The sequence below is a fragment of the Mesorhizobium sp. M7A.F.Ca.US.007.01.2.1 genome, from assembly GCF_003998165.1.
In the GTDB taxonomy this organism is placed as follows: Bacteria; Pseudomonadota; Alphaproteobacteria; order Rhizobiales; family Rhizobiaceae; genus Mesorhizobium; species Mesorhizobium ciceri.
On record NZ_RZQP01000205.1, the window covers coordinates 1 to 11,636 of the forward strand.

An 11,636-nucleotide genomic window follows, 5' to 3' on the forward strand; every position below is an offset into this window, starting at 1 on the left:
GCGGAGGTGCTGCGGTCTTGAGCATCAGCGAGCCGGCCGTGGTTGGCTCGCCGGCGACATCGAACAAATCCTTGATCGAGACGATGGTGCCGTCGAGCGGCCCGAGCGTCACGCCGGCTTGGCTGCGCGCATCGCTGGCATCGGCCGCGGCCCGCGCGGCTTCGGCATAGAGCTTCGTGAACACACGCTCTTCGCCGGCACGGGCGGCGAGGCGCGCAAGGATGGTTTCCAGATGATCACGGACGGATTGCATTTTCGGGTCGGACTCCGGACGCCTTGAACGTCTTAAGGGATAGCGGCCAGTGCCTGGCTTGCCGAGACTTAACCCGGCGCAGACGGTTTTGCACCCTGTCGAATGCGAGGAAAATCCGATGCTCTACAAAGGCAGTTGCCACTGCGGCAAGGTCGCCTTCGAATTCAAGGCCGAACTGACCAGCGCCATCAGGTGCAATTGCTCGATCTGCTCGCGCAAGGGCGCCCTGTTGTGTGCCATCCCGCACGGGACCTTGCGGGTCCTGGCCTGGGGCGACGATTTGGGCACCTACACATTCGGCAATCATGCCATCGCGCACCGGTTCTGCCGGGCCTGCGGCATCCATCCCTTTGCGGAGGATGTCCGCGAGGGCCGTGAACGCAGCGCCTACATCAACATCAACTGCGTGGCCGATCTCGACCCCTCGACCCTGTCGGTCTTCGATTTCGACGGGCGGTCGGCCTGAGTTCGTTCGTCGCTGCCGTCACAACGGCGTCGACCCGAAAACCGTGATGGTTCTCGGGCCGACGCGCAGGTGTCAGGGAAACCTGATTGCGGCGAGGCTACTCGGCCTGCTTCGGGCCGCGCAGGAACACCACGCTGGCCGCCAGCAATGTCGCCGCGCCGCAATGGGCGAAGGCACTGGCGACGCCGGTGTGGTCGACCAGCAGGCCGCCGAAGACGGCGCCGAGCGCGATCGCCACCTGGAACGTCGCCCACCATCAGTCCGCCGGCGCTTTCTGCCTGGTCGGGTGCTGCCCGCACCAGCCAGCTCCGCAGCCCGACCGGAACCGCGCCGAAAGCAAAGCCCCAGACCGCAACGGCGGCAGCGGCGATCGTCGGCGAAGCTCCGAAAACCAGCATCGAGGCGGCGGCCGGTGCGATCAGCAAGGGCGCCAGCCCAACGGCTGCCTTGAGGCTGCGCTCGGCCAGGATGCCGCCGGCGACATTGCCGAAGAAGCCGCCAATGCCATAGGCCAGCAGCACCAGCGAGATCGTCTCGATGTCGAGCACGGGGACCTTCTCGAGGAAGGGACGGACATAGGTGAAGCCGGCAAAGTGTCACGAAGCGACCAGCAGCGCCACTCTGATCGACGGACGCTTCAGCACGTCGAGCAAGGTGCGGAAGCTTGCCACACCCACGGGGGGGCAATTTCGGAATGGTGGCCAGCTGCACCAGCAGCGCCAGGGCGGCGACCACGGTCGCAATCATGAAGGCCGTGCGCCAGCCCCAGATGTCACCGACATAGGCGCCGACCGGCGCCGCACAGACGGTCGCCAGCGAAACGCCGATCAGGATGATCGACATGGCGCGCGGCATCAATCGCATCGGCACCAGCCGCAGCGTGGCCGTGGATTGCCGGGTCTGGATGAATTGCCAAGCCTTCCGGACGCAATGCCATTGCCAGGCCAACCGCATGCAATAGCTTGCCAGAACCAGGCAGCGAGAGGCCGGCGGCAAGCCGGTCCGAAGAGGAGAACCAATGCCAAATCATCCGAAGCTCATCGCACTCGCCGTCATGCTTGCGGTTCCCGGGCGCGCCTTTGCCCTCGAGGACAGCTACCTGCCGGCCGACAAGATCCCCTATGTGGCGGAAGTACCCGACCAGCCGCATCGTCTTGGCCCATTGTGGGGCGAGCGGGCCAAGGGTCCGGCAGGCACGTTGCTGAAGGTTCCCGGCAACTGGCGCGCACCGGTCCATGCGCACACCGCGGATTACCGTGCGGTGGTCATAAAGGGGATGTGGGCGCACTGGCAGATGGATGGCGGCGAGGCGACCAAGGTCGAACTGCCTCCTGGATCCTACTGGACCCAGAAAGCCAATGAGATGCATGACGACGCCTGCGTCTCCGACACGGAATGCGTGATCCTGCTGATCAACGACACGCCCTACGAAACCTACTTCCAGAAATAGGCTCGCATGCAGCCTATGAGGCGTGTCGCAAGCTGACGCCGCTGCCCTTGTCGAACAGCACCACCTTGTCGGGGTTCCAGGCAAAGCGCACCGCCTGCTCGATGGCGACATCGGTCCTGGCCGGCACGGTGGCACGCAGTGTCGTGTCGCCGACGCGCAGCGTCAGGATCTTTTCGACGCCGTGGTTCTCGACGTCGTGGACACGCGCCTCGACCGGCGCGCCGCTCTCGAGATGGACGTCCTCGGGACGAATGCCGAAGACGAGCGGGCGACCATCGGTCGCCCCGCCCGCCTTGGCACCCCCTGAAAAAGGCAATTCGAAATTCAGCGGCGCCATCACCGCGCGGCCGTTCACGAGCTTGCCGTCGATGAGGTTCATCGGCGGCGAGCCGACGAAGCTCGCCACATAGGTGTCGCGTGGATTGTTGTAGATCTCATGCGGTGTGCCGGTCTGGACGATTCGGCCATGGTTGAGCACGCCGACCTTGTCACCCATCGACATCGCCTCGATCTGATCGTGGGTGACGAACAGGAAGGTGGCGCCGAGCTGTATCTGCAGGTTCTTCAGTTCAGTCCGCAGCGCCTCGCGCAGCTTGGCGTCGAGCGCAGACAGCGGCTCGTCCATCAGGAACACACGCGGCTTGCGCACGATGGCGCGGCCGATCGAGACGCGCTGCATCTCGCCGCCGGACAGCCGATCCGTCTTGCGGTCGAGCAGATGCTCGATCCGCAGCGTACGGGCGGCACGGTCGACACGGTCCTTGATCTCGGCGTCGGGCAGCCGGCGAATTTTCGGCTTCAGCGGGAATTCGAGATTTTCGCGCACCGTGTAGCGCGGATAGAGCGAATATTGCTGCAGCACCAGCGCCACGTCACGCTCGGCCGCACCCCAGTCGGCAACGTCGACGCCGTCGATGAAGACCTGGCCTTCGCTGGGCTTCTCCAGGCCGGCGATAAGCCGCAGCGTCGTCGTCTTGCCGGCGCCCGTCTCGCCCAGCAGCACGAAGAACTCGCCATCGGCAATATCGAGATCGAGCCCGGTGAGCGCCGTGTGGTTGCCGAAGGTCTTCGAGATGTTCTTGAGCTGGATATGGGCCATCAGAGTCTCACCTCAAGCGACTTGCCGCTTGCCTTGTCGAAGAAATGCGCCTGGGTCGGGTCGATCCTGGCGAAGACCCTTTCACCGGGTCCGGCAACGAAGCCGCTCTTGGTGCGGGCCCGCAGCAACTCGGTTCCGACCTTGAGATCGACGATGTCGAAGGAGCCGAGCGGCTCGACGATATGTGTGTCGACAGGCACGAAGCCCTCGGTCGCCTCGCGCCGGATGAGCACGCCTTCCGGCCGTATGCCAAGCGCCAACTGGCCGCCGGCATGGCCGTTGAGCTTCGACAGCAGGGCTCGCGGGAACTCGAAGCCGGCGGCGGCTCCACCGACCGTCACCGAAACCGAGGACGTCGTCTCGGCCACCGCCGCATCGGTGACATTCATCACCGGGCTGCCGACGAATTGCGCCACGAACAGATTTGCCGGCTGCGAATAGACCTCGTCGGGCGTGCCGACCTGCTGCAAGACGCCTGCGTGCATGATGACGATGCGGTCGGCCAGGCTCATGGCCTCGATCTGGTCGTGCGTGACATAGATGGTGGTCGAGCCCTGCTTGATGTGCAGCCGCTTGATTTCCGCGCGCATCTCCTCGCGCAGCTTGGCGTCGAGCGCGCCGATCGGCTCATCCATCAGCATGGCTTTCGGCCGCCGCACCAGAGCGCGGCCAATGGCGACGCGCTGCATGTCGCCACCCGAGAGCGCCGACGGCTTCTTGTCCAGCAGGTCGGTGATCTGCAGCGTCTTGGCGACGGAGCGCACCTCGCTGTCGATCTCCGTCTTGCTCTTGCGCGTGGCACGCAAGGGGAAGGCGATGTTCTCGTAGACGCTCATATGCGGATAGAGCGAGAACGACTGGAACACCATGGCGATGTCGCGATCGGCGGCCTTCAAATGCTGCACCGGCTTGCCGTCGATGAAGATGTCGCCCTCGTCGATGGTTTCCAGCCCGGCGATGGCGCGCAGCGTCGTCGTCTTGCCGCAGCCCGATTGGCCGAGCAGCACGATGAACTCGTTGTCGGCGATCTTGAGGTTCAGGTCCTTGATGACCTGGACGGCGCCGAAGAATTTCTGGACGCCGCGAAGCTCGATCTGGGTCAATGCTGTGCTCCCGGATTGCGCACCTGGCCGGTGCCGGCCTTCTCCTCGGGCGCGATCTTGGAGGTTACGTTGAAGCCGACGAGCCCGATCAGGATGATGGTCAGGCCATAGCTGTGCAGCAGCATGTTCCAGGGCTGGCAGAGCGCGACGATGCCGAGCACCATCAATATCTGCGACCCAGGTTCAAGGTATTTCTGGTTGAAGGCGCGAAAACTCATTTGCGGATCGCTCCGAAGGACATGCCGCGCAGCAGATGATTGCGAAGCAGGAAGGTGAAGATGGCGACCGGCAGCAGGAACAGGAAGGTTCCGGAGGCGATCACCGTCCAGTCCGGCAGGCCCGAACCGACCTGGCTCGGGATGAAGGGAGGCGCGGTCTGGGCGCGGCGGTTGGTCATGATCAGCGCAAAGGCGTATTCGTTCCATGCGGTGATGAAACAGAACACGGCGGTGGCGGCGATGCCCGTGGCGGCCTCCGGCAGCACGATCTTGAAGAACGCCTCCATGCGCGTGTAGCCGTCGACAAGCGCGGCCTCCTCATATTCCTTCGGAATCTCGTCCATGAAACCCTTCATCAGCCACACGGAGAAGGACAGGTTGAAGGCGGTGTAGAGAATGATCAGGCCCAGATGCGTATCGTTGAGCCCGACTGCCCGGTACATCAGGAACATCGGGATGGCGACCACCACCGCCGGCAACATGCGCGTCGACAGGATGAAGAAGAGCAGGTCCGCTTCCCCCTTCACCTTGAAGCGCGAGAAGCCATAGGCGGTGAATGTCCCCATGCCGACCGCCAACACCGTCGAGGTGATGGCGATGATGAGCGAGTTCAGGAAGCGGCTCGGATATCCCGACCATTGCACCTGGCCCTTGCCGTCGCGCACGATCTTCTCGCCGCCGTCGAACACGACGCGCTCCCACCACGGGGCGGCGGCATATTCTTCGGCCGACGGCGGGCTGCGCAACTGTGAGCGCTTTGTGAAAAGTTTGACGAAAGGCGAGATGGTCGGCTCGAACATCACCGTCGGCGGGATCGTCGTGGCCAGGTTGCGTGGCTTGAACGAGGTCGCCACGATCCAGTAGATCGGCGCCAGGAAGATGATCGTCACCAAAAGGACGGCGACAATAGCGACCTTGTTGAGCGCCCGTTCACCCGAAGTCTGGACGGCCGCCATCTCAGCGCTCCTTAACTTTGTTGAGGTATTTCACATAGATGTTGGTGATCGCCAGCACCATGATCAGCACGATATAGGCAAGCGCGCAGGAGCGCCCCGTCTGCCATTCCTGGAAAGCCATCTTGTAGAGACGGATGGAAATCACCTCCGTGCTCGGCTGCGTCGACAGCACATAAGCAAGATCGAAAGTCTTGAAGGCTTCCATGGTGCGGAAGATGACCGCGATCATCAGGATCGGCGCGACCAGCGGCAGCGTGATGCGGAAGAAGGTATAGAACGGCCCGGCGCGGTCGATCGCGGCAGCTTCGTAAAGATGCTTCGGCACCGCCGAAAGCCCGGCGAGCGACAACAGCATGACGAAGGGCGACCACATCCAGATGTCCGTGAACGCGACCGCGTAGAGCGCCATCTTCGGGTCGCCGAGCCATTGGAATTTGCCGAGGTCGAGCACGTAGTTGATGACACCCCAGGACGGATCGTAGAGCAGCTTCCAGAACAGGCCGACCACCGCCATCGAGAGCATCATCGGCAAGAGCAGCAATGTCGTGATCAGGCCCTTGAGCGGAATGGTGCGATTGAGCAGCATTGCCGTTCCAAAGCCGACGACAACCTGACCGACGACCGAGACGATGACGTATTTCGCGGTCACCGCGAAATTGTTCCAGATATAAGGGTCGCTGAGGAGCTCGCGATAGTTCTTCAGTCCGACGAAATTGGCCGGCGCATTGGTCGATGCGCGGAAGTCGGTGAAGGAATAGCCGAGCGAATAGATCAGCGGAAAGATGTTGAAGACGATCAGGAACACGATCGTCGGGATGATGAAGAGGTTGCGTATCGAAATGTCGCTGAGGCCGCGAGAGGCGGCTCTGGAGGAGGTATTCAGCGGTGTGATCATTGTGGTCGCCAAGACCTGCTCCCATTCCTGAAAAAGAAAACGGAGGAGGCGCAGGCCTCCTCCGCACTACATGTCGGTTATTGGCCGCGGCCGTATTTCTTGAACGTGGCGTCCCAATCCTTCGCCAGCGCATCCAGCATTTCCTTGGCCGTACCATCGCCGTTTACGATGTACGGATAGACACGCTGGTTGAGCTGCTGCAGCAGTTCCGCATACTCCGGCACCGCCCAGAAGTCCTTGACCTTGAACATCGTGTCGTAGAAGGCCTTGTTGTAGGGCGTGGCGTTCTGGAACTCGGCCGATTCCAGCACGGCCTTGTTGCAGGTGTAGCCGCCGAGGGCCGCCCACTTCTTCTGCGTATCGTCCTGGATGAACCACTTCAGGAATTTCATCGCCTCTTCCTTGTTGTTGGAATAGGAGACGACGGAAATGCCCTGGCCGCCGAGCGCGGCGAACTGCTCGCCACCTGGACCTGCCGGGTTGGCGAAGAAGCCGGTGTTCTTGGCGTTCGGGTTCGACGCCTCGTTGATCAACGAGGGGAAGAAGGCGAAGTAGTTCATGCTCATCGCCGCCAGGCCTTCGGTGATGGCCTGGTTGTTCTCGACGAAAAAGGCGTTGGTCCAGCCCGGAGGCGTGAAGCCGAACAGCTTGCGGTAGTTTTCCGCCGCGGCCACCGCCTTGTCCGAGTTGATGATGCCGTCGACCTTGTAGGTGCCGAAGTCGCCGAGCTCACCGCCATACGAGAACAGCGCGTTCTCGAAGCCCATCGCCAGGCCGTCATACTGGTTCTGTGTGTAGATGGCGATGCCGTAGCGGTTCTGGTCGGGCCTGTTGAAGAACTCCGCGATGTCGGTCATTTCCTTGAAGGTCTTCGGAACGGCAAGGTCGTAGCCATACTTGGCCTTGAACGCTTCCATTTCCTTCGGATCCTCGAACCAGTCCTTGCGGTAGGCCCAGCCCACGGCGTCGCCCTCGGCCGGGATCGACCAGTATTTGCCGCTGTTGCCGGGATATTCGGAGTAGAACTTGACCGTCGCCGGAGCCATCTTGTCGAGAACCTTGTTCTCTTTGACGAAGTCGGTGAGGTCGACATAGTGACCGCCCTCGGAGGCGGCACCAAGCCATTGCGAGTCGCCGACGACCAGGTCATAGGCGCTGCCCTTGGCGTTGAACTCGGTAAAGGCCTTGGTCTGGAAGTCGGCCCACGGGGTGGTTTCCACCGTGATCTTGACGCCGGTTTGCTTCTCGTACTCGTTGCCGAGCTCCTGCAGATAGTTTGCGGGATCCCATTCAGCCCAGAAGATGGTGAGTGACTTTTCCTGCGCGTAAACGGACGTTCCGCAGGCAAGCGTTAAGCCGATACCAGCAAGTACGCTGGTCACTAACTTGCGCATAATGATTTCCTCCCTTGTGCGCGTTCTACCTTATCGTGCGAGCCGGCAACGTGGCCGGCCCTGGTAGTTCCTCCCGTGATCGCACCTTTCCGGTTTCGAGCCTCCTCGCCCCGCCGGAAAATGGATCGCAGCCCTCACTTTCGATCCGCTTTTCTGATCCAATCTGGTATTACCAATTTTGCATGCGCGTCAAGCCCTTTCTTGGCAGCTTGACGTGGCCATTTCCATCGGATTACCGCTTTATCTGCCTGTTTTACCAAGATTTTCCTACTCAGTGATATGATCGGGTATTGTCCAATACCCCACCCAACCGCTAAGATCAGTAGTGTGCATGCCAATCTGGTCGAACCAGTTAGGCTCTATTTCACGACTGCCTTCGGATCGAGGCTGCCTCCTTCATCGACCGATTCCGCCACTGCCGCACGCACCAGCGCCCCGGCCGCCCACTGTGCGACCGACATCGTCCGGCGGCTGTCCAGCCCCCAGATATCCTTGAGCACGATCAGCACCTCGACGCCGAAGATAAGCGACAGCGCCTGTGCCAGCCGCTTGAAGTCGCGCGGCGGCAAACGGCCCTTGAGCGGCGCGATCGCATCCTTCAGCAGGTCGATGCGGTGGCCACGCGTAAAGGCGGGCTCACCGCCCAGCGTGCCGGCCTGACGCCGCGCCCATTGATCGAGCGACAGCTTCAGTGCTGCCTTGAACGTAGCCTCGAAGGCCTCGATGCGCGGCATGGCCGTGTCGAACAGCTCGGCGACCCGGCGCTCGGCATCGGCGGAGGTCGATTGCCAGGTGAGGATTGGCCCCAGCCCCTCGTCGACGACGGCCTGCACCAGTGCCGACTGGCTCGGGAAGTAACGATAGGCGGTGGCGCGGGAAACCTCGGCCGCCTCGGCGACCTCGCTGACCGAGGGCGTGACGCCCGCCTGCATCAGCCTTGTTGCCGTCTCCAGCATCAGCCGTTTGGTCCGCGCGCGCGGCCCACGTTCGGGCACTGGGCCGGTTGCCCGTTCAGCCTCGTCGCTCGCAGCGGATTGTTGACGTGAGACATTCATACCAATACGATACGCGCGTCTCAAAAATTTGCAATGGCGTCCGCATCGTCGAGTGGCCCGGGCAATGAGCGATGGGGGCGGCATCGCGCCTGCCAGGATTGGGAGAGCGCAATGAAGCGTATCTATGTGGTGGGGACCGCGGACACCAAGGGCGAGGAACTCGCCTTCCTGGCCGATGCAATCACGGCTGCGGGCGCCCTCGTTTGTCGTGTCGATGTCGGAACGCGCGACGCAACCATCCCCGTCGATATCAGCGCGAGGGAAATCGCCGACCATCATCCCGGCGGCAGTGAAACCGTGCTCGGCGGCAATGATCGCGGCGCCGCGGTCGCCGCAATGGGCATCGCCTTCGCCCGCTTTGCCCAATCGCGCAACGACATCGCGGCCATGATCGGCATTGGCGGCGGTGGCGGCACATCGATCGTCACGTCGGGCATGCGCGCCCTGCCGCTCGGCCTGCCCAAGATCATGGTCTCGACGCTCGCCTCCGGCGACACCGCTCCCTACGTCGATGTCTCCGACATCATCATGATGCCTTCTGTGACCGACATGGCCGGACTGAACCGGCTCTCCCGTGTCGTGTTGTACAACGCGGCTCAAGCCATATCAGGCATGGCGGCCAGCCCGGCGCCACCACCCGACGGCAAACCATCGATCGGCCTCACCATGTTCGGCGTCACCACGCCTTGCGTGACCGCCATCGCCGACCAGCTCCGTTCCGGATATGACTGCATGGTCTTCCACGCCACCGGCACTGGCGGCCGCAGCATGGAAAAGCTGGCCGACAGCGGCTTGCTGTCCGGCGTCGTCGACATCACCACGACCGAAGTCTGCGATCTTCTGTTCGGCGGCGTGCTGCCGGCGACGGAGGATCGTTTCGGCGCCGTCGCACGCACGGGGCTGCCCTATGTCGGCTCCGTCGGCGCGCTCGATATGGTGAACTTCTGGGCGCCTTCGACCATCCCGGAGCACTATCGCGACCGGCTGTTCTACGAACACAATCCCAATGTCACGCTGATGCGCACCACGGCGGACGAATGCCGTGCGATCGGCGAGTGGATCGGCACCAGGCTCGCCCGCTGCGGGGGACCGGTGCATTTTCTCATCCCGGAAAAAGGCGTCTCGGCGCTCGACATCGAAGGCGGCGCCTTCTTCGACCCGGAAGCCGACGCCGTTCTGTTCGATGCCATCGAGCGCACCATCAAGCCCAACGGCAAGCGCCGCGTGACGCGCCTGCCGCTGCATATCAACGACCCGGAATTCGCAAAGGCAGCAACAGCGGCCTTCCTCGACATCGCCAGACAGTGAGAGACCTCAAAAAATGCCCGCCATACCGCGCAAGGACATCTTGAAGAAATTCAGGGGAATGATCGACAAGGGCGTGCCGATCGTCGGCGGCGGCGCCGGCACCGGCCTGTCGGCGAAGGCCGAGGAGGCCGGTGGCATCGACCTCATCATCATCTACAATTCCGGCCGCTACCGCATGGCCGGGCGCGGCTCGGCCGCCGGCCTGCTCGCCTATGGCAACGCCAACGAGATCGTCAAGGAAATGGCCTATGAGGTGCTGCCTGTGGTCAGACACACGCCGGTGCTGGCCGGCGTCAACGGCACCGACCCGTTCGTCATCATGCCGCTGCTATTGGCAGAGCTGAAGACGATGGGCTTTTCCGGCGTGCAGAATTTTCCCACCATCGGCCTGTTCGACGGCAGCATGCGGCAGAGCTTCGAGGAAACCGGCATGGGCTTCGGCCTCGAGGTCGACATGATCGCCGAGGCGCACAAGCTCGATCTCTTGACCACGCCCTATGTCTTCAACCCGGATGAGGCCCGCGCCATGACCAAGGCCGGTGCCGACATCGTCGTCGCCCATATGGGTGTGACGACAGGCGGCTCGATCGGCGCCACGTCAGCCAAGTCGCTCGACGACTGCATTCAGGAGATCGACGCCATCGCCAATGCCGCGCGCTCGGTGCGCAAGGATGTCATCCTGCTTTGCCATGGCGGCCCGATTTCGATGCCCGACGACGCCCGTTACATTCTCTCCCAGGCCAAGGGCCTGCACGGCTTCTATGGCGCCAGCTCGATGGAACGGCTGCCGGCGGAAGCCGCGATCGCCAAGCAGACGGCCGATTTCAAGGCCGTCGCGCTCGGCGGCCAGAAGACCACATTCAAGAAAAAGAAGGGATGAGTGAGATGACCGACAAGAGCAAAGTGTTCGTGTACCCGAAGGACGTCAGCGCCTTCGGCTTCGACTGGGGAAAATTGGCGCTGACGGTGGCGCCCGAAGTGAATGGCGCAACCCGCTTTTCCGGCGGGGTCGTCGACCTGCCTTCCGGCAAGGGCCACACGCGCCACAACCATCCGGGCGCGGAAGAAATCATCTTCGTCATCTCAGGCCATGGCGAACAGATGGTCGAGGACGAGAAGGGCAATCCGATGGTCGAGAAGGTCGGCCCCGGCTGCACCATCTACGTGCCGGAAAGCCGCTTTCATTCGACGCTCAACACCGGCGACGGGCCGATGCAGCTGTTCGTCGTCTATTCGCCGGCAGGACCTGAACTGGTTTTGCGTGAGCTGCCGGATTTCAGGCTGATTCCGCCGGGGCAGTGATCTTTCCTCGGTTCCGGCTCCGACCTCTGCCCTCGGGGAGAGGTCGGATTGCCCCGAATTGCTTTTCCCGGATGGCAATCCGGGTGAGGGGGCAGCAGCCTCAATACCAGCTAGGCCGTCCCACCCCTGTTCCACCC

Annotated in this window: 13 protein-coding genes and 1 pseudogene; 5 read left to right on the forward strand and 9 right to left on the reverse strand. The window is 62.7% G+C overall.

Features of this window, described 5'->3' with window-relative positions; genetic code table 11:
- On the reverse strand, positions 1–253 hold a 253-nt coding region (locus tag EN949_RS27275), incomplete at its 3' end, for an amidase family protein (protein WP_245472514.1).
- A 118-nt stretch (positions 254–371) separates the two neighbouring features.
- Here EN949_RS27275 and EN949_RS27280 point away from each other — a divergent pair.
- Positions 372–719 carry a GFA family protein gene (locus tag EN949_RS27280; protein ID WP_063169049.1) on the forward strand — a complete coding sequence of 116 codons (348 nt, stop codon included), beginning with the start codon at positions 372–374 and terminating at the stop codon, positions 717–719.
- Positions 720–816: 97 nt separating this feature from the next.
- Here the strand turns inward: EN949_RS27280 and EN949_RS27285 are convergent.
- A pseudogene (locus EN949_RS27285) lies at positions 817–1,598 on the reverse strand (MFS transporter); the annotation flags it as partial.
- A 139-nt stretch (positions 1,599–1,737) separates the two neighbouring features.
- On the opposite strand from EN949_RS27285, the gene EN949_RS27290 reads away from it, so the two are divergent.
- Positions 1,738–2,169: a DUF4437 domain-containing protein gene (locus EN949_RS27290; protein ID WP_013529500.1), complete on the forward strand. Its 432-nt coding sequence runs from the start codon at positions 1,738–1,740 to the stop codon at positions 2,167–2,169.
- 13 nt (positions 2,170–2,182) lie between these two features.
- On the opposite strand, the gene EN949_RS27295 is transcribed toward EN949_RS27290, so the two are convergent.
- The 7 genes from EN949_RS27295 to EN949_RS27325 form a co-directional block, all read right to left on the reverse strand.
- The gene (locus EN949_RS27295) at positions 2,183–3,268 is read right to left on the reverse strand and encodes an ABC transporter ATP-binding protein (RefSeq protein WP_127366117.1); all 1,086 of its coding nucleotides are present in this window, start codon (positions 3,266–3,268) and stop codon (positions 2,183–2,185) included.
- On the reverse strand, positions 3,268–4,371 hold the full coding sequence (locus EN949_RS27300; RefSeq protein ID WP_063169050.1) for an ABC transporter ATP-binding protein: 1,104 nt from the start codon (positions 4,369–4,371) through the stop codon (positions 3,268–3,270). Before EN949_RS27300 ends, EN949_RS27295 begins: the two co-directional genes overlap by 1 nt.
- The gene (locus EN949_RS27305; RefSeq protein WP_013529497.1) at positions 4,368–4,589 is read right to left on the reverse strand and encodes a hypothetical protein; all 222 of its coding nucleotides are present in this window, start codon (positions 4,587–4,589) and stop codon (positions 4,368–4,370) included. The genes EN949_RS27300 and EN949_RS27305 overlap by 4 nt, the downstream gene beginning before the upstream one ends.
- Entirely contained in the window at positions 4,586–5,545 is a 960-nt protein-coding gene (locus EN949_RS27310) for a carbohydrate ABC transporter permease (RefSeq protein WP_013529496.1), read from the reverse strand. Before EN949_RS27310 ends, EN949_RS27305 begins: the two co-directional genes overlap by 4 nt.
- A gap of 1 nt (position 5,546) precedes the next feature.
- Positions 5,547–6,452 carry a sugar ABC transporter permease gene (locus EN949_RS27315; RefSeq protein WP_013529495.1) on the reverse strand — a complete coding sequence of 302 codons (906 nt, stop codon included), beginning with the start codon at positions 6,450–6,452 and terminating at the stop codon, positions 5,547–5,549.
- 65 nt (positions 6,453–6,517) lie between these two features.
- Complete coding sequence (locus tag EN949_RS27320) at positions 6,518–7,834, reverse strand: extracellular solute-binding protein (protein WP_013529494.1); 1,317 nt, start codon at positions 7,832–7,834, stop codon at positions 6,518–6,520.
- Between the two features lie 359 nt (positions 7,835–8,193).
- Positions 8,194–8,889 carry a TetR/AcrR family transcriptional regulator gene (locus EN949_RS27325; RefSeq protein ID WP_013529493.1) on the reverse strand — a complete coding sequence of 232 codons (696 nt, stop codon included), beginning with the start codon at positions 8,887–8,889 and terminating at the stop codon, positions 8,194–8,196.
- Between the two features lie 111 nt (positions 8,890–9,000).
- Here EN949_RS27325 and EN949_RS27330 point away from each other — a divergent pair, with 111 nt between their 5' ends.
- The 3 genes from EN949_RS27330 to EN949_RS27340 are packed head-to-tail and all read left to right on the forward strand — an operon-like array spanning position 9,001 to position 11,499.
- Complete coding sequence (locus EN949_RS27330; protein WP_063169051.1) at positions 9,001–10,197, forward strand: Tm-1-like ATP-binding domain-containing protein; 1,197 nt, start codon at positions 9,001–9,003, stop codon at positions 10,195–10,197.
- A 13-nt stretch (positions 10,198–10,210) separates the two neighbouring features.
- Complete coding sequence (locus tag EN949_RS27335; protein WP_024504438.1) at positions 10,211–11,077, forward strand: phosphoenolpyruvate hydrolase family protein; 867 nt, start codon at positions 10,211–10,213, stop codon at positions 11,075–11,077.
- Positions 11,078–11,082: 5 nt separating this feature from the next.
- On the forward strand, positions 11,083–11,499 hold the full coding sequence (locus tag EN949_RS27340) for a cupin domain-containing protein (protein WP_013529490.1): 417 nt from the start codon (positions 11,083–11,085) through the stop codon (positions 11,497–11,499).
- Positions 11,500–11,636: the final 137 nt, after the last annotated feature.